We start from the raw sequence: 16349 nt of genomic DNA on the forward strand, positions 1-16349 counted from the left end.
GTGCGTCAAAGACATAATCCATTCAAGCGAAACATAAGTTCTAAGAGGAGTTTAACGAGGGCAGAGGTGAATCATGATGAGAATCGGCGTCATTGGAACCGGAACAATTGGGACGCTGCTGGTTGACGCATTAATAAAAAGCAAGGCTGCAAAACCTCACGCGATTTCCGTAATGAATCGCACCAAAGCGAAGGCAGAAGCGCTTGCGAAGAAACATCCACGGCTATCGGTTTGCGAGTCACCAATTGACATTCTCCGCCGGACAGATTTAATTTTTCTTTGCGTGAAACCGAATCAATTTTTTCCGCTGCTGCGTCCGTTGCGGCATGCGTGGCAGCCCAGCCAGCTGGCGATATCGGTTACAAGTCCGATCACAATTAAACAGCTTGAAACGTATGTTCCGTGTCCGGTCGCTCGCGTCATTCCGAGCATCGTCAATCAAAGCCTTTCCGGAAGCACGCTGGTAACCTTTGGAACGCACATGACGGATTTACAAAAAAGCAGGCTGTGGGCCGTGCTCGCCCAGTTTTCCAATCCAATCGAAATTGATGAAGCAAGTGTCCGTGCGGCTTCGGATATTGCAAGCTGCGGACCTGCCTTTATCACCTATCTGCTGCGCAAAATGATTGATGGTGCGGTCACTACAACACCGTTATCCCATAAACAAGCGACACAGCTGACGACTGAAATGATCGAAGGATTAGGAAATGTGTTCCAAGAAAAGCTTTACACACTTGAGGAGTTGCAGAACAAAGTCACGGTTAAAGGCGGGATAACGGGGGCAGGCCTTAATGCACTTGAGAACGCATTCCATGACGCTTTCGAGAATTTGTTCCGTGCCACACAGGAAAAGTTTGTTGAAGACCAAAAGAAAGTTCGGGAAAGTTTTGAACAAGAAGAGTCTTAATTCGTGGTTTCAAGATAATACATTCGCCGCAATCACGAAAAATCCTTCATTAAGCAAGAAAAAATGATCCGAATATCCTTTCCACATCATAGGATAGCGGATCTTTTTTATTAAGGGGTTGTTTCGTCCCCCTATTCCTCTATTTTATGTGCAAAAACTGTAAAAAACGAAAAAGCACGGAGATCGAATCATCTCCGTGCCTGCGTCGTTCAAACTTATGATAATTTCTTTTCAAGTGTATATGACGGGGCATCTCCCCATAGCTTTTCCAGTTGATAATAATCACGTTCTTCTCGATGGAAGATGTGCGCCACCACATCCCCTAGGTCAATCAGCACCCACCGTGCTTGGTCATACCCCTCCATCCGATGTACTGTGACTCCTTTTTCATCGGCAGCCTTTCGCAAGGCCGTTGATATGGCCTGTACTTGTTTTTCGGAATCACCGTGACAAATGATAAAATAATCGGCAATGACGGAAATTCCCTCCATTTTTAGGATAACAAGATCCTGAGCCTTCTTATCATCAGCGGCCTCGGCAAGGTACTTCACCCATTCTTCGCTATTCATTCAGTCACCTCATTCGTTTTTTTATCATTTTTCATTACAAGATCATTATATGCTTCAAAAGTCTTCGGATAGACGCTTTGTTGTTTGGCGACCAGATAGGCGATCGTTTTCTGGAGTTCTAAGCGCACCGCCTCGTTCAAATCGCGTTCTGCCGCTTCTCTGACCGTATCGACGCCTGGAAAAGAACGATTGGGTTCGATGTAATCAGCAAGAAAAATAATTTTTTCAAGAAGCGTCATTTCTTTACGTCCCGTTGTATGATAAATGATCGCGTTTAAAATATCCGGATCGTCAATCCCAAACTTGTCTTGAACATACACTGCTCCAGCGGGTGCATGCCATAATTTATCCGAATACTTCAGGCAATCGCTCCACGTTCCTGGTTTGCGCAGGATCATCGCCTTTAATTCATCATCGGAGAAATATTTCACGATATCATGCAACATCCCGGCCAATCGTGCCTTATACACGTCTCCCCCATATCGATTGGCGAGCTTGCCGGCCGTTTCCGACACGCCGACAGAATGAACGAAACGTTTTTCCGGAAGAATCTCTTTAATTGCCTGCTCTGCTTCATCAATTTGCATAGAGTCCACGCTCCTTAATGTAGTTTATGACTGTGTCACACAAAAAGTAGCGGCAAGACCGCCCCATCTTTAAACGCTCGCGCAGAAAACTTGAGGACAAATCCACCAAGGGCATCTCGATGTACTGCACATCTGCAAAATCAGGATGCGACTCCGGATAACCTGGGCGATTAAACGCAATGAACGCGGTCATTTCACTTAACTTGCCAACTTTGTGCCATGTTGGGAGATCATCGACCATGTCTGCACCTAGGATGAAATAAAAGTAATCATCCGGATAGCGTTCACGAAGCAATGCAATTGTATCAACAGTGTAGGATTTGCCTTTGCGTTCAAGTTCTAAGCGGCATAGTTTAAACCGGTCATTTCCTTCAATCGCCAGTTCAACCATATCCGACCGTTCTTCAGCAGATGCACGCGCATGCTTTTCTTGAACATGAGGAGGCTGATACGTTGGCAAAAACCAAACCTCATCCAACTCGCAGGCCTCAAGCGCCTCTTCGGCAATCAAGAGGTGCATAAGGTGCGGCGGATCAAAGGTGCCGCCATAAACACCAATTCGTTTTCCCATGATCATCCCTACTTCTTCGGGAGGTCGATACGCTTGTGTTCTTTTGATGGCCGATATAAAACTGCCGTATGACCAATCACTTGAACAAGCTCCGCGTTTGTGTGCCGACTCATTTCGCTGCTTGCCTCAGTTGGATCTTCAAAAGTATTTTGTAAAAATTGCACCTTGATCAGCTCACGCTTTTCCAGCACACGGTCAATCTCTTCAATAAATTGGGGATGCACCCCCGTCTTGCCAACCTGAAAAATCGGTTTAAGCGCATGTGCCTTTTTTTTAAGAAATTTTCGTTGATTATTGCTCAGCATATGTTTCGTTTAACTCCTCCATGAACCAATGACAAAACATGTCATGGCCAAAATCTTAGTGTTCGTGTTCACTTTTAATTATACATCTTTAGCATTAGAAGGCCGATCGTCCAACCCGTCTCCTTAGTTCTTCACCCTTTGATAAGCGACGGGCGAAGCGAGACACCAATTCCTTTCGGTGCATAAGCCGTGATCCGCGCACCTCGACCCTTGATCGTAATCCAGCCTAAACCGGAAAAGACGAGATCACACGCCTGCTGATCGGTACGAAAATCGAAACGTTCCATTGGCGGAAGATCAACTTTTTCGCTCGGCGGTGTCAGCAAATGCCCAAGCTGGCGCGCATATAAATCATCAGCCTGCTCCATCTTTGTGCGGTGAATGACAAGCGACGATGACGCGTAGACAATAAGCGACCTTCGTGCAGGACCAATGTAATCAAGCCGCCCAAGCCCGCCCAGAAACAGCGTCTGACGCTCATTTAGTTGAAACACTTTCGGCTTTATTTCTTTCACCGGCATAATTTTCTTTAAATCACGCGGACCAATAAAATGTGCTGCCTGGTGATCATTAATAATTCCCGGGGTATCGTACAAGTTACACCCGTCACCAAGCGGGATCTCGATGAAATCCAAGGTTGTTCCCGGGAAACGAGAAGTCGTTATCGCTGAATCGCCAGTGCCTAAATGTTGGATGAGATGGTTGATAAACGTCGACTTACCGACATTGGTCGCACCAACAACATACACATCACGACCCTTTCGATAATGGTCAATTGCTGCAGCAACTTCATCCAAACCATGGTTCCTTGATGCACTCATCAGCCGCACGTCGACCGGTTTCAATCCTTGTTCACGTGCTGACCGGCGTATCCAGCTGGACAATTTGTTGGGATTGGTGGACTTCGGGAAGAGATCGCGCTTGTTCCCAACCAGAAGAACCGGGTTCCCCCCAACAAAACGTTGGAGACCCGGTACCCAGCTCCCTGCACTATCAAATAGATCAACCAAATAGACAACCAGTGCATCATGCTCTGAAATTTTGGAAAGCATGGTCAAAAAATCGTCCGCAGTCAGCGAAACATCCTGTATTTCATTATAATGCGTTAATCGAAAACAACGCTGACAGACAATCGGATCATGCTGCAGCGCACTTTGTGGGGTATAACCCAGCGCTTGCGGATCCTCGGTCTGAATCTTTACACCGCAACCGGCACAATAAATTTCATCCATTCCTGATTAATCCTCCCATTTCAACAATCCTCGGTGCCTCAATCGTGACAAAATAAACCGCTCCAGGTGACGATTTAATTTCGTTGCCCATCCGTCCGAATCGACAATCGGCGTGACAAGGATCGTGTGCATACCCACTCGGTTTGCTCCCCAGATATCGGTTAATAACTGATCGCCGACAACCACCATTTCATCTTTTTGCACTTTCATCAGCCGCATCGCTCGTTTGAATGCGAACGGGAGCGGTTTGTGCGCCCGAAAGATATAGGAAACACCGGATGAATTGGAAAACAGCTTGACTCGTTTTTCACTATTATTCGATAAGATCATGACTGAAATTCCGGCTGCCTCCAAGCTTGAGAACCATTGAACAAGTTCGGGAGTTACTTTTTCTTTATTCCACGCGATTAACGTGTTGTCCAGGTCGGTGACCAATGCTTTGATGCCCCGTTTCTTTAACTTGCTGGGGTTTATATCTAATACACTTTCCACATGTTCTTCGGGCAAAAATTGTCTTAACACGAATTTCTCCACCTCATATTCTGATCCCATTTTCCCACATGTTGACGATTTTACCAAGTCCTAATTCATAATTATCCCATGAATAGGGAAAACTCGAAATCAAATCATGAAAATATGACCATCAATTGATGATTTCATGAAAGAGTATGGCTAAATATTCCCTAAATATTTCGACACGATGTGACACGGGTTTATCTGTGGATAAATTTGTCCACATCATTCAACACTAGTTTTAAACATAAGTCTTAATTTACCCACACAGAACGCACAGTTTATCCACTTTCGCTGTGGATAAACTCATGATTGTTCCCTAACTTGGATCATGATAGAGTGAACATATGAATTATCGTTTTCTCATTATTCACGTAATCATTGCTGGTAGCGGTTGACAACTGGCTGCCTTGAGCGCTTTTTCAAGCCTGACGAATTACCGCTGTGTTTCTTTTGATCATTTAAGGTCATCCCACATACACGAAGCACAATTCACGTGGATTAATTTTCAGGAAAAAGGATGTGAGAAACCGGAAACGGTTGACAATGGATATACTTTCAGACGATTTGCTTATTGAATCCTACGTTAAAGCCAAGGAATACAAATTAAGCGCAGACTTCATCCGGTTGATTGAAGAAGAAATCAAACGCCGCAGTTTGGACAAAGAAATGAAACAGACGGGCTGATCCGGATTCACCACGATCGCGCCATTCTTTTCTTAAGGTACAGGCACAGGACAGGGCGAATACCCATACACTAGAAGACAGCTACGAAATATCAGATCTCCCAAAGGAGTGAAGGGTCATGCTGTCCATTGTTGGCGGACTCGCCTATTTATTTAAAAACGTCTGGCTACTTGTCTCCTACGTCAAGAACAATACCTTTCCGCAGCCGTTGTCAGCTGCGGAAGAAGCCGAATGTTTGCGACGTATGGCTGAGGGCGATGAAGATGCGCGCAATAAACTGATTGAACACAACTTGCGCTTGGTTGCTCATATTGTGAAAAAATTTGACAACACAAAAGAGGATACAGATGATTTAATATCCATCGGATCCATCGGATTGATTAAAGCGATCAACAGCTATTCCACCGGAAAGGGCACAAAATTAGCCACATATGCTGCACGTTGTATTGAAAACGAGATTCTCATGCATTTGCGTGGACTTAAAAAGTCAAGAAAAGATGTATCTTTGAATGATCCGATTGGACAGGACAAGGAAGGCAACACCATCAGTTTGATCGACATTTTGAAATCGACAAATAAAGATGTCGTCGATGAAATTTCGCTTAATTTCGAGACAAAAAAAATCTATGGAGCGCTGCATATTCTTGATCCACGTGAACGCGAAGTGATTATTGACCGATTTGGTCTGGATAACAAGGACGAATTAACGCAACGTGAAATTGCCAAGAAGTTGTCTATTTCAAGAAGCTATGTCTCCCGTATCGAAAAACGTGCCTTAATGAAATTATTTCATGAGATCTATCGAAAACCGAATCAGTAATGGAACACGCAAGCGATCGAAGCAGGAACATTAACCAAAACTCGATTCAATGGTACACTTTACTTAGCGTAGTTCAGAATATGAATCAGAATCGAGGCATTATGATGAACGAATCCCATAAAAGCAAAGGTTTGCATTTGATGGGCGAACCAGAAGAACTGAAAAGCGTGCATATTGTTGTGAAAGGAAAAGTACAAGCTGTCGGTTTTCGCTATTTTACTTGGCAAACCGCAAATGTCTATCGCATTTCAGGTTGGGTACGCAACCGCATCGACGGAAGTGTTGAAATTGCGGCCGAAGGTGAAAAGTCAGACATCCATCAGTTTGTTAAAACGATTAAAAAAGGAAGTCCGTTCTCACGTATCTCCAACGTATCCATTTACGAATATAGCGAACCACGAAACTATACGCAATTTGAAATTCGAAACTCTGATTGAAAGCTGATGAAACCCGCAGCAAAGATGCCCTTGCTGCGGGTTTTAGTGTCTTTGATGAGGTCCAAGCCTTAAATGAAAACCTGCTGAGATGCACCGTCCAGCAGGTTTGACATACTTATTGAAGCTTTTCTTTCAGTTTCGTCGATCTCCAGCAGCAAATAAAAGAACTGATTAAAAACAGTAGACTTACTCCGGATAAAACCTCAAGTTTCCATTCAATTGCGTGATATGGCGGAATGAACGTCCCGACATAAAGAAATGCGCTGAGAAACAGACACAACATCCCCACTCTTTTATAATCGACGATTTTGTTCAAAATGGTTTTCTGCTCTTCTTCCACGTTCATTCCTCCCCTTCAAGATTACTATAACATGAGCGGGGCAGAGAGAAATGAGGTAGTTTCTGACAAGAAGTGCGAGTAACTGATTTTGAAAAAATTTGAATCTGAACTGCGGGCTCAGTCCAAGGCTTGTGCAAGGTCATCCAGCAAATCCTGCGCATCCTCGATTCCGACAGACAAACGAATGAGGCCATCGGTGATTCCCAATGCGTCTCTTCGCGGCTTTGGTATTGATGCATGGGTCATCTTCGCCGGAACCGAAATCAGGCTCTCGACTGCACCAAGACTTTCAGCAAGTGTAAAATAGCGCGCTTTTGAGAGTATTTGATTCACCGTTTGTTCATCACCGACATCAAATGAAATCATGCCGCCAAAGCCAGAGGTTTGTTTTGCTGCAAGTGCATGACCGGGATGGCTCTCCAAACCCGGATAGTAAACCTTTTTCACCTTTGGGTGGCCCTCAAGGAATTGAGCAATTTGGTTGGCATTCTTTTCGATTTGCTCCATACGCAAGCCCAATGTCTTAATCCCGCGAAGTAACAGCCATGCATCCTGAGGACCAGGTACTGCACCAACCGAATTCTGAATAAAGTAAAGCCGTTCTGCTAACTCTTCCGACGCAACGACGGCTAGTCCTGAAACAACATCGCTGTGACCGCCGATATATTTGGTGGCACTGTGAAGCACAATATCCGCCCCTAAGTCGATCGGGTGTTGCCAGTATGGCGTAGCAAACGTGTTGTCAACAATCAAGAGCAGTCCATGACGGTGTGCGATTGCCGATGCCTTCTGAATATCAGTAACCTTAAGAAGCGGATTGGTCGGCGTTTCAAGGTACAGGGCTTTGGTATGATCGGTAATCGCGGATTCGATTGCTTCCAGTTTGCTTGTATCTGTAAACGTCGCGGTGATCCCGAGCCTTTTGAAAACTTTGTCAATCACACGGAATGTACCGCCATACACATCATCAGTAATCACAACGTGGTCGCCGCTGTTCAGCAACATAAGAACCGAGGAAATAGCTGCCATTCCAGAGCCAAAGGCAAAGCCGGCCTTCCCATGTTCCAACTGGCCAATCAGCACCTCGAGCGCGCGGCGTGTTGGATTGGCCGAGCGCGAATAGTCGTAGCCTTTCGTTTTTCCCACTGCTTCTTGCTTGTAAGTACTCGTCTGATAGATCGGTACAGATACACTGCCTGTGAATTCATCACCAAAAATGCCTGCATGGATGACTTGAGTTTTCGGTCTCATCATGTTTTCCTCCAAATTATGCTTCAGTATTTAAGATTCATAGATGCGTTGACTAAGATAGCGTTCACTGGAATCAGGGAAAATAACGACAATCGTTGTCCCAGGTTTAGCTTTTTCAGCTTCGAGCAGAGCCGCATGAAGCGCTGATCCCGATGAACTGCCAATAAGTAACCCTTCAAGCGCAGCCGCTTCTTTGAGTCGTTTGAATGCATCTTCATCAGATATTGTATAAATTTCATCAAAATACTCGGTTTTTACGAAAGAAGGAATGAATTCCATCCCAATTCCCTCTGTTCGATGTTCCGCCGGTGCACCGCCATTTAAAATTGAACCCACAGGTTCCACAACAACCGTCTTAATCTCCGGATTTCGTTTCTTTAAGTAATCCGCAGTTCCTGTAAACGTTCCGCCTGATCCGGCTCCGGCAACGAGGACATCTAAGGAGCCATGCAAATCTTCCCAAAGTTCAGGTCCAAGTGACTCAAAATAGGCCTTCGGGTTATTCGGATTGGCAAACTGATTCGGGCAATAGCTGTTCTTAATTGACTGTTCGAACGCTTTTGCTTTTTTGATCGCACCTGCCATCCCCTGATCTGACGGGGTTTTGACCACACGAGCGCCAAGTGCTTTCATTAAGGTTTGTTTCTCAACGCTAAATTTTTCAGGCACACAGAAGAGTACATGGATGCCCTTTCCCACAGCTGCAAGGGCAAGGCCAATTCCCGTATTGCCTGCTGTTGGCTCAATCAATGTTCCTCCAGGTTTAAGCTTCCCAGACTGCATCGCTTCACGGATAATCGTTTCACCAAGGCGATCTTTAACGCTTCCTCCCGGATTGAAGTATTCACATTTCGCATAGAGGCGCACGCCTTTCGGAAGCGGAAACGCATGCAGAGCCACTAGCGGTGTTCTGCCTACCAGCTCATGTACATTATCATAAACTGCCATATCTTTCTCTCCTTGTCTCTGGGCACAAAGTCGTTCTGCTCAGCTTGGTGTGCCGGCATTTTTTCGCAATTTTTTGCGCCGACAAGTACGTGACCTGCCGCTCAGCTGCTCGGGCAACAGACAACAGCTGAAACTGTAACGCTATTCAAGTGTTGATCCATTGTATGACTGGGCGAAAATTTGGCTAATCGAGAAACCGCCGCCTCATCAAACTGCGTATTTTCTTGTGATCGCTTATTACACATGCTTGTCACGTTTACGGATAGGTGCCTATTCATGAGTTAAGCTCCTTTAAGATTGAAAGAATAAATTCGGCTGAATGCTTCGCTGCTGTTTCCAAAAATTGATCAAACGATCGATTTGAATTCTTTCCGGCAATATCGGATAATGATCGAATGACTAAAAACGGTACCTTGAACTGATGACAGACTTGTGCAATCGCTGCCGCTTCCATCTCAACTGCCTTTAAATCTGGAAAGGTATCTTTCAGTTTTAAAATGCGCACAGAATCGGACATAAATGAATCCCCGGAGCCAATTAAACCTTTAACCATTTTGTGCTTTGAATCAGCACTGCTGGCTGCGAGCGCCGCTTCAATTAATTTGTGATCCGGTAAAAAAGCTGGAGGCATGCCCGGAATCTGACCAGGCGCATAGTCAAACGCAGTTGCATCCGCATCATGGTGGATCACTGATGACGAGATGACAACGTCACCGATTGAAAGTGATGGATCTGTTCCTCCCGCAGACCCTGTATTAATCACCGCTTGTGGATGATAATGATCCAGAAGCAACGTTGTGCCAACCGCTGCACTGACCTTTCCAATTCCGGATTGCAGCAGAATAATTTCTGTTTTTTCAATGGTTCCTTTATAAAAACGGCAGCCGGCAATTGCGATGGTTTCGACTCCGCTCATGCGTTTCTTTAATAATGAAACTTCTTCTTCCATTGCACCGATGATGCCTAATCTCACAACTGGATCCTCCTGAATATCATTCATTTTTATTGGCAACAATCAGCCATGCAAACCGGTTCAATTGTTTGAAATAGGGCTGAAAATGGTGCCTTTGAAAAAGATTTGCCAAGTCTTGCCGAAGTGGGTAATACTCCGTTTGAAGGTCGTTCAACAAACGGGTATACCCATGGCTACTCGCCCAGTGGTGTATCTTTTTCTTTTCACGTTCACTGTCAAACAGCGTGTCTATAAAAACTATTCTACCATTAATCGGAAGAAAACGGCTATAGTGGTCAATTGCCCGGTCTTTCTCCTGGTCGGTCAAATGATGGAAGGCAAACGAACTGATAATCGTATCAATGGGATCGTTCAGTTTTGGAAAATTAAGAAAATCACCATCAAGAATGTGTAGATTGGGGAGCTTCTCCATCGCTTTCTCCCGCATTTTCCTTGACGGTTCAATGCCTGTAACCTTGAATCCATGAGCAATCAGCTTTTTTGTCAGGTTGCCTGTGCCTACCCCAAATTCGAGCACCGCCCCACGTGCATAAACCGTTGCTGTTTCTAAAATCCGGTCATAATCCTTGAATACCTCTTTATATTCACGATCCCCGCCAAATACCGAACGATCGTAATCATCTGCCCATTGCTCGAATGTGTGGATAAATTCGCGTCCCACGCGATATTCCCCCTTGGCGCTTAAATCATTTAATTCTTATACTATTAGTATGGTTTAAATGATCTAATGTCACTAAACTAGCACAATTCGCTTGCGTATTCAATGAAAACATGCGATTATTTCTGATTTTGTAAACTGGATTCCGATTCCTTCCTGCCAAGCGATGAGGCCTACGCGAATTTTCTGTATGATTTAGACGGTAATGAATGGTATAGAACAAAAAGTCACTATATAAAAAAACCAGCCGTGCGTGACGGTTGGTTGCATGATTTATGGAGCCTTGACATTATCGGCTTGCCATTTTCCATCTTTATAGATGAGGTGAACAACATAGATGGCATTGGCATCGCCTTTTGGACTGACCCGTGCAAGCGAACTGCTCGGGGTTCCTCCATTACCAAGCCAGCGAATCGTCATATTGGTCTCATCGATACCTGTCGCTTCTGAAATGGCATGTACTTGCGCGTTCCAATCCGCAGAACCCATTTCATAAGAGGCTTGATGACTTTCATCAGATCCGGAATCAGCACTCGAACTTGAGGAGTCAGTACTGCTCTCGCCTTCATCATTCGCTGCCTGACTTGATTCATCCGAAGACTGATCTGAGCTTGAATCCGATTGAGTATCGCTGCTTTTCGATTCGCTAGACTGAGTACTGGATTGTGATTCCGATGATGCCGCAGGTTTCGAATCTGGTGATGTGTGAAAAACGGAAATGAGAATAATACATCCAATTGCAAGTATGAGCAATGAAACAATCCCAATTGTCCAACTGAGCAGCCGATCCATTTTGCTTTTCCGCTGTTCATAACGGGATGAGTAGCCATTGCCTCGCTGACTTCTCATAAAGACATCCTCCTTTTAACGACCAACGACAGTGATTATACAGTGAATTAATTACTCGATTGTTTGAATGGTCATCATTGATTGATCCTAATAATGAAATAGAATAAGACAAACTGGTTCGTGCCTGCCAGCTTTCACACGCACACTATAAATGAATTCGAAGACAAGCACTGCATCATGTCTGTCCAAGCAAAACTGCGTCATTTGTCCGCATAAATAAAGGGTATGTCGCATAAATCGCATTATGTTAGCAAAATGAGCCGGATCGATGACGAAGAGAAAAAGCGCAAAAATGCCGGAACTGCTTCCGTGCATATTTGCGCCCTTTCTGTGCGATCAGCGGTTACTCTACTTTAAGAATTTTAACACGAATGTCGCCGCCCGGTGTGCTGACACTGACTTCTTCACCAACAGACAAACCAATCAAGCCCTTAGCCATCGGTGAATCGTTGGAAATTTTCCCCTGAAATGGGTCAGACTCTGCGCTGCCGACAATTTGATAAGTTTCCTCTTCGCCGTCGGGCAATTCTTTAAAAGTGACTGCTTTTCCTATCTTAACAACATCCGTCGTCTCGTCATCTTCAATAATAACGGAGTTGCGAATCATGACTTCAAGCTGTTGAATACGCGCTTCAACAAAGGCTTGCTCATCCTTCGCCGCATCATATTCCGAGTTTTCAGAGAGGTCGCCGAATCCACGTGCAATTTTTATACGTTCGACAACTTCCTTTCTCTTTTCAGTCTTCAATTCGTTCAATTCACGTTCAAGTTTTGCTTTACCTTCAGCGGTCATGTAGTGAAGTTTTTCCGACATATTTGCCACACTCCTGATTCGTTTAATCATACGGGTTCATAGACAGCGCAAGAGTTTACAAATTTTGAAAACACCCTGTACTGCTCACATCGTTGTTTTATTCTTCTCTTCGAGTACTGCGCGAATTTTGGTTGCCATCAGATCAATGGCAACTGAATTTTTTCCGCCTTCCGGAATGATAATATCCGCATAGCGTTTCGTTGGCTCAACAAATTGCAGATGCATTGGCCTTACAGCGGTTAAATACTGATTGATAACGGATTCAACGCTTCTGCCTCGCTCTTCAGTATCACGAAGCAGCCGCCGAATAATTCGTAGGTCCGAATCTGTATCGACGAACACCTTAATATCCATCAGATCACGCAGGCGCTCATCTTCAAGAATTAAGATGCCTTCGAGGATAATGACATCTTTAGGTTCGACGGGTACAATTTTATCAGATCTTGTATGTACTGTATAGTCATACGTTGGTTTTTTTATTGGGTGGAACTTTAGCAGTTCTTTGACTTGAGAAATCAACAAATCGTTATCAAACGCCAGCGGATGATCGTAATTTGTCAACAGCCTTTTTTCAAAAGGTTTATCATCCTGTGATTTATAATAAGAATCCTGTTGAATCACTGTGATCGATTTATCTGGAAATGTACGGTATATCTCACGCGTTACCGTCGTTTTTCCCGATCCCGAGCCTCCTGCGACTCCAATAACAATCGGCTTGCTTCTTTTCATCATCTCAGCGTTCCTCCCAATGCAACCCATGTACGTTCATCGTACTGACGGCCATACCATCGCCGACTGTCAAAAAAACAGTATCAAAGTCTGATTGCTGTGCAAGAAAATGGTTGTATGCGTCTACCTTCTTCACCAATCGATTCAATTGCCGTTTTTTTACTCCGTCAATATCACAAACAAGGCCATGAAAGAAGACATTGTCTGTAACAATGATCCCTTTTTCCCGGAGTAATTGTGTATAGCGATGAAACATACGTTCATACTGAGCCTTTGCAGCATCAATCAGAATCAGATCAAACGGTGCAGCGTCTGCAACTTCCTGTAATTCTTCTGTTGCATCACCGTAGACAATGTGAATGACGTGCTGCAGATTCAGCGTTTCGATATTCTGCTTCGCTTCTTCAATCATTGCCGGATCACGCTCAACGGTAATGATCGATGTATCTGATCCTGCTGCAAGCGCCATTCGAATCGATGAGTAGCCGATTGCCGTTCCCAACTCGAGGATTCGCCGTGCACCCGTCCAGCGAATCAATTGCTGGAGAAAAGCCATCGATGAGGGCTGCATGATCGGAATATAACTTGCAGCAGCTTTTTGCTCCATTTGCTTAAGTCGCTCGTTTTCTGAGCAAGTGAACGCATCCGCATACGCGGATAGCTCCTTAAAATCGATCAACCCAATCTTCCTTTCCTTGCCATTGCCCCCTGCAGCTGCACGGACGCTACAGTTCTTTACGATTCCACTATTCTTTCATGCGTTAAAAAGAGATAGCATTTATGATTTTTCCGCCCATTCATGACGGTATTTAGCAATGACTTCTTGGTGTTGCTTATAGGTTTGTGAATAATACACTTTGCCGTTTGGTCGTGCATAAAAGTAAACATTCTTTGACTTGATCGGCCTCAGAACGGCTTCAATCGCGTCAAGCGCCGGAGCACCAATCGGTCCAACCGTCAGACCGGAACGCGTATACGTATTATAGGGGGTATCCGTTTTTAAATCTTTTTTCGTGTATGCACGAATTCTGCGCTGCTGTCCATAAGCAATGGACGGATCCGTTTGCAGGCGCATGTCCAAATCCAAGCGATTGTAGAAAACGCCTGCGATTTTTTCACGATTTTTTTGATCCGGTGCTTCCTGCTCGATCAGTGATGCCATCGTTAAAATCTTGTGTACTGACCCAAGCTTATTCGTCTTAATCTCCCCGGAATAGCTGTGCAGCCGCTGCGCCGTTTTATCAAGCATCTTGTTCACCATCTGATCGAGCGTCAGCGGCGATTTCCCTTTTTTAAATCGATAGATACCCGGAGCAAGATACCCTTCGAGCGGATACTCAATCCCTTTTTGAAAGATTTCATTTGTTAAAAATGGATATTTTTTCACATAATGATCGTTTACATAATGATGATCTTTAAGCTTCTTCAGAACATCCGGTTTGTCCAATTTAGCCGCATTCGCCATTTGAGCTGCAACTTCACTGACCCACATTCCCTGACGTACATCAACAAGAACAATGATTCCTCGATGAGCACCATTTTTCAAATTATTCATCAATTGACCAACCGACATTGTTTGATTAAACGAATAAGTACCTGAGCGATACGTATTTAAATGATTCCATCGTGCGTAAAATTCAAACGCCCATGCTTTGCGAACTAATCCTTTTTTTTCAAGAATCTGAGCCATATCGCGAACCGATGCACCGGATGGAATCGTGATTGTTATCGGCCGGTCGTTTTGTTTATTAATCGGCGTCAACAAACGGGTATAATAACGATTAAACCCCCAAGCCGCTCCCGCAGTGAGTGCGAAAAGAAGAATCACAGCAGCTGCGAAGATACGCCAATGCTTCTTTTTCATAGAAATGAGCCGCTCCTTTCAAGAGTACCCATCAATTATACACTATTTATTTACCGAATTTATCACGTTTCGACAACATACGCCGAACGTTTTTGATTTATTCCGTTTAAGAAAAACTGGGCATAGCCCGCGCAGGATGCGGTTGTGAACCATCAATTTTGTGCCTGACGAGCACTCCAGTTGCTCGCTTGATGCACAGCCTTTGACCAAAAAACACATGCTTTCTTATACTGCATGGAAAAAGCCCCTAGCCAGGGGCTCATTCATCGCTTTCATCACTAAACGTGTTAATCATTTCTTCAACAATATCCCATTCTTCATCCGTCTCAATCGGGAAAAGTTTGAAATCATCGTCGTTGCCTTCATAGCGGAATGCAAAAACTTCCTGCTCTTCATCTTCTTCCAAATCCTGTTCAGCCGGAACAACCACGACATAAGACTTGTCCGTTTCCGGGACATCAAAATAAAAAAGGACGTCAAATAGGTTTTCATCGCCATTTTCTTCCGGAATGACAATGCGTTCTTTTTCTTCCTCATCCGGGAGGAAGATTGGATAATGGTTATGTTCGTGTTCACTCATCTTTTTTTGACTCCATTCTTTTTTTATCTAAATAGCTTTGCAGTATGAGCACTGCTGCTTCTTTATCGATCACTTGCTTTCTTTTCTTTCGACTGACATCTGCAGAAATCAAAATTCTTTCGGCCGCCATGGTCGTCAAGCGTTCGTCCCAAAGCTCCACGGGAAGCTTAAACTTTCGGTGGATGCTCTTTGCAAAACCGCGTGACGCCCCCGCTCGAGCGGATTCTGTTCCAATTAAATCTTTAGGAAGTCCAACCACGACGGATTCAACAGCATAGTCGTTAATCAGTTGGCCAATGCGATCAAACAGCAGATTCTTCTTATGTTCGACATATTGAACGGTTTCAATACCTTGTGCGGTCCAGCCAAGCGGATCGCTGATCGCGACACCGCATGTCACGGAGCCAAAATCCAAACCCATTATTCTCATTCTTTTTCCCATTTCTCTTTGAGGTATGTTGTAACAAGTTCTTCAATAATTTCATCACGTTCAAGTCTGCGAATTAATTTTCGCGCATCCTTATGTCTTGGAATGTATGCAGGATCTCCTGATAGCAAATAACCGACAATTTGATTAATCGGATTATAGCCTTTCTCATCAAGAGCATCATAGACTTTAAACAAGACTTCGCGCGCATTGTGATCCTTTTGATCTCCAAAATTGAACTTCATTGTTTTATCCATGATACCCATCCCCCAAACAGAATTTTGTACT

23 protein-coding genes are annotated in these 16349 nt (G+C 44.3%); 4 read left to right on the forward strand and 19 right to left on the reverse strand.

Annotated features, from left to right (window positions below; all coding sequences use genetic code 11):
• Nucleotides 1-73: 73 nt before the first annotated feature.
• A complete protein-coding gene (gene comER, locus K7399_RS07285; RefSeq protein WP_223362566.1) occupies nt 74-907 on the forward strand; it encodes a late competence protein ComER in 834 nt (277 codons plus the stop codon).
• A 215-nt stretch (nt 908-1122) separates the two neighbouring features.
• On the opposite strand, the gene rsfS is transcribed toward comER, so the two are convergent.
• From rsfS to K7399_RS07315, 6 genes are all read right to left on the reverse strand, one after another.
• The gene (gene rsfS, locus K7399_RS07290; RefSeq protein ID WP_028976751.1) at nt 1123-1476 is read right to left on the reverse strand and encodes a ribosome silencing factor; all 354 of its coding nucleotides are present in this window, start codon (nt 1474-1476) and stop codon (nt 1123-1125) included.
• On the reverse strand, nt 1473-2063 hold the full coding sequence (yqeK, locus tag K7399_RS07295; protein ID WP_028976750.1) for a bis(5'-nucleosyl)-tetraphosphatase (symmetrical) YqeK: 591 nt from the start codon (nt 2061-2063) through the stop codon (nt 1473-1475). The genes rsfS and yqeK overlap by 4 nt, the downstream gene beginning before the upstream one ends.
• Nucleotides 2053-2634, reverse strand: a complete 582-nt coding sequence (locus K7399_RS07300; protein ID WP_128166780.1) for a nicotinate-nucleotide adenylyltransferase — start codon at nt 2632-2634, stop codon at nt 2053-2055. The genes yqeK and K7399_RS07300 overlap by 11 nt, the downstream gene beginning before the upstream one ends.
• A gap of 8 nt (nt 2635-2642) precedes the next feature.
• Entirely contained in the window at nt 2643-2939 is a 297-nt protein-coding gene (gene yhbY / locus K7399_RS07305) for a ribosome assembly RNA-binding protein YhbY (protein ID WP_028976748.1), read from the reverse strand.
• Between the two features lie 131 nt (nt 2940-3070).
• Nucleotides 3071-4171 carry a ribosome biogenesis GTPase YqeH gene (gene yqeH, locus K7399_RS07310; RefSeq protein ID WP_028976747.1) on the reverse strand — a complete coding sequence of 367 codons (1101 nt, stop codon included), beginning with the start codon at nt 4169-4171 and terminating at the stop codon, nt 3071-3073.
• Nucleotides 4172-4177: 6 nt separating this feature from the next.
• On the reverse strand, nt 4178-4693 hold the full coding sequence (locus K7399_RS07315; protein ID WP_028976746.1) for a YqeG family HAD IIIA-type phosphatase: 516 nt from the start codon (nt 4691-4693) through the stop codon (nt 4178-4180).
• Between the two features lie 537 nt (nt 4694-5230).
• Here K7399_RS07315 and sda point away from each other — a divergent pair.
• The 3 genes from sda (at nt 5231) to K7399_RS07330 (ending at nt 6628) form a co-directional block, all read left to right on the forward strand.
• Nucleotides 5231-5371 carry a sporulation histidine kinase inhibitor Sda gene (gene sda / locus K7399_RS07320; RefSeq protein ID WP_037563254.1) on the forward strand — a complete coding sequence of 47 codons (141 nt, stop codon included), beginning with the start codon at nt 5231-5233 and terminating at the stop codon, nt 5369-5371.
• A 118-nt stretch (nt 5372-5489) separates the two neighbouring features.
• Entirely contained in the window at nt 5490-6191 is a 702-nt protein-coding gene (gene sigK, locus K7399_RS07325; RefSeq protein ID WP_028976745.1) for an RNA polymerase sporulation sigma factor SigK, read from the forward strand.
• Between the two features lie 140 nt (nt 6192-6331).
• A complete protein-coding gene (locus tag K7399_RS07330) occupies nt 6332-6628 on the forward strand; it encodes an acylphosphatase (RefSeq protein WP_028976744.1) in 297 nt (98 codons plus the stop codon).
• Nucleotides 6629-6743: 115 nt separating this feature from the next.
• Here the strand turns inward: K7399_RS07330 and K7399_RS07335 are convergent, their stop codons facing one another.
• The 13 genes from K7399_RS07335 to K7399_RS07395 all read right to left on the reverse strand — a co-directional run bounded on the left by K7399_RS07335 (nt 6744) and on the right by K7399_RS07395 (nt 16327).
• On the reverse strand, nt 6744-6968 hold the full coding sequence (locus K7399_RS07335) for a YrhC family protein (RefSeq protein ID WP_028976743.1): 225 nt from the start codon (nt 6966-6968) through the stop codon (nt 6744-6746).
• A 117-nt stretch (nt 6969-7085) separates the two neighbouring features.
• A complete protein-coding gene (locus K7399_RS07340) occupies nt 7086-8219 on the reverse strand; it encodes a bifunctional cystathionine gamma-lyase/homocysteine desulfhydrase (RefSeq protein ID WP_128167330.1) in 1134 nt (377 codons plus the stop codon).
• Between the two features lie 30 nt (nt 8220-8249).
• Nucleotides 8250-9167 carry a PLP-dependent cysteine synthase family protein gene (locus K7399_RS07345; RefSeq protein WP_028976741.1) on the reverse strand — a complete coding sequence of 306 codons (918 nt, stop codon included), beginning with the start codon at nt 9165-9167 and terminating at the stop codon, nt 8250-8252.
• Between the two features lie 274 nt (nt 9168-9441).
• Nucleotides 9442-10140 (reverse strand): 5'-methylthioadenosine/S-adenosylhomocysteine nucleosidase, encoded by a 699-nt coding sequence (gene mtnN, locus K7399_RS07350; protein WP_128166783.1) that lies wholly within the window; start codon nt 10138-10140, stop codon nt 9442-9444.
• A 19-nt stretch (nt 10141-10159) separates the two neighbouring features.
• A complete protein-coding gene (locus K7399_RS07355) occupies nt 10160-10801 on the reverse strand; it encodes a class I SAM-dependent methyltransferase (protein ID WP_028976739.1) in 642 nt (213 codons plus the stop codon).
• A 270-nt stretch (nt 10802-11071) separates the two neighbouring features.
• Nucleotides 11072-11647, reverse strand: coding sequence for a YrrS family protein (locus K7399_RS07360; protein WP_028976738.1), 576 nt, complete (start codon nt 11645-11647; stop codon nt 11072-11074).
• Nucleotides 11648-11990: 343 nt separating this feature from the next.
• Nucleotides 11991-12461 carry a transcription elongation factor GreA gene (greA, locus tag K7399_RS07365; protein WP_081787905.1) on the reverse strand — a complete coding sequence of 157 codons (471 nt, stop codon included), beginning with the start codon at nt 12459-12461 and terminating at the stop codon, nt 11991-11993.
• A gap of 84 nt (nt 12462-12545) precedes the next feature.
• A complete protein-coding gene (gene udk / locus K7399_RS07370) occupies nt 12546-13190 on the reverse strand; it encodes a uridine kinase (RefSeq protein ID WP_028982557.1) in 645 nt (214 codons plus the stop codon).
• Between the two features lie 4 nt (nt 13191-13194).
• Nucleotides 13195-13869, reverse strand: coding sequence for an O-methyltransferase (locus tag K7399_RS07375; protein WP_223362567.1), 675 nt, complete (start codon nt 13867-13869; stop codon nt 13195-13197).
• A gap of 99 nt (nt 13870-13968) precedes the next feature.
• Nucleotides 13969-15054, reverse strand: a complete 1086-nt coding sequence (gene mltG, locus K7399_RS07380) for an endolytic transglycosylase MltG (RefSeq protein WP_128166786.1) — start codon at nt 15052-15054, stop codon at nt 13969-13971.
• Nucleotides 15055-15313: 259 nt separating this feature from the next.
• Complete coding sequence (locus K7399_RS07385; protein ID WP_037563251.1) at nt 15314-15634, reverse strand: DUF1292 domain-containing protein; 321 nt, start codon at nt 15632-15634, stop codon at nt 15314-15316.
• Entirely contained in the window at nt 15627-16064 is a 438-nt protein-coding gene (gene ruvX, locus K7399_RS07390) for a Holliday junction resolvase RuvX (RefSeq protein WP_028976732.1), read from the reverse strand. The genes K7399_RS07385 and ruvX overlap by 8 nt, the downstream gene beginning before the upstream one ends.
• Nucleotides 16061-16327, reverse strand: coding sequence for an IreB family regulatory phosphoprotein (locus tag K7399_RS07395; RefSeq protein WP_010024681.1), 267 nt, complete (start codon nt 16325-16327; stop codon nt 16061-16063). Before K7399_RS07395 ends, ruvX begins: the two co-directional genes overlap by 4 nt.
• Nucleotides 16328-16349: the final 22 nt, after the last annotated feature.

It is taken from the genome of Sporolactobacillus terrae, from assembly GCF_019930545.1.
In the GTDB taxonomy this organism is placed as follows: Bacteria; Bacillota; Bacilli; order Bacillales; family Sporolactobacillaceae; genus Sporolactobacillus; species Sporolactobacillus terrae.

What these genes read in the sequence shown, in the direction of transcription:
- sigK (WP_028976745.1), top strand. Translation starts at nt 5,490, where the DNA reads ATGCTGTCCATTGTTGGCGGACTCGCCTATTTATTTAAAAACGTCTGG.
- rsfS (WP_028976751.1), bottom strand. Translation starts at nt 1,476, where the DNA reads ATGAATAGCGAAGAATGGGTGAAGTACCTTGCCGAGGCCGCTGATGAT.
- udk (WP_028982557.1), bottom strand. Translation starts at nt 13,190, where the DNA reads ATGAAAAGAAGCAAGCCGATTGTTATTGGAGTCGCAGGAGGCTCGGGA.
- K7399_RS07330 (WP_028976744.1), top strand. Translation starts at nt 6,332, where the DNA reads ATGGGCGAACCAGAAGAACTGAAAAGCGTGCATATTGTTGTGAAAGGA.
- K7399_RS07395 (WP_010024681.1), bottom strand. Translation starts at nt 16,327, where the DNA reads ATGGGTATCATGGATAAAACAATGAAGTTCAATTTTGGAGATCAAAAG.
- mltG (WP_128166786.1), bottom strand. Translation starts at nt 15,054, where the DNA reads ATGAAAAAGAAGCATTGGCGTATCTTCGCAGCTGCTGTGATTCTTCTT.
- comER (WP_223362566.1), top strand. Translation starts at nt 74, where the DNA reads ATGATGAGAATCGGCGTCATTGGAACCGGAACAATTGGGACGCTGCTG.
- K7399_RS07385 (WP_037563251.1), bottom strand. Translation starts at nt 15,634, where the DNA reads ATGAGTGAACACGAACATAACCATTATCCAATCTTCCTCCCGGATGAG.
- yqeH (WP_028976747.1), bottom strand. Translation starts at nt 4,171, where the DNA reads ATGGATGAAATTTATTGTGCCGGTTGCGGTGTAAAGATTCAGACCGAG.
- yhbY (WP_028976748.1), bottom strand. Translation starts at nt 2,939, where the DNA reads ATGCTGAGCAATAATCAACGAAAATTTCTTAAAAAAAAGGCACATGCG.
- ruvX (WP_028976732.1), bottom strand. Translation starts at nt 16,064, where the DNA reads ATGAGAATAATGGGTTTGGATTTTGGCTCCGTGACATGCGGTGTCGCG.
- K7399_RS07345 (WP_028976741.1), bottom strand. Translation starts at nt 9,167, where the DNA reads ATGGCAGTTTATGATAATGTACATGAGCTGGTAGGCAGAACACCGCTA.
- sda (WP_037563254.1), top strand. Translation starts at nt 5,231, where the DNA reads ATGGATATACTTTCAGACGATTTGCTTATTGAATCCTACGTTAAAGCC.
- K7399_RS07360 (WP_028976738.1), bottom strand. Translation starts at nt 11,647, where the DNA reads ATGAGAAGTCAGCGAGGCAATGGCTACTCATCCCGTTATGAACAGCGG.
- greA (WP_081787905.1), bottom strand. Translation starts at nt 12,461, where the DNA reads ATGTCGGAAAAACTTCACTACATGACCGCTGAAGGTAAAGCAAAACTT.
- yqeK (WP_028976750.1), bottom strand. Translation starts at nt 2,063, where the DNA reads ATGCAAATTGATGAAGCAGAGCAGGCAATTAAAGAGATTCTTCCGGAA.
- K7399_RS07340 (WP_128167330.1), bottom strand. Translation starts at nt 8,219, where the DNA reads ATGAGACCGAAAACTCAAGTCATCCATGCAGGCATTTTTGGTGATGAA.
- K7399_RS07300 (WP_128166780.1), bottom strand. Translation starts at nt 2,634, where the DNA reads ATGGGAAAACGAATTGGTGTTTATGGCGGCACCTTTGATCCGCCGCAC.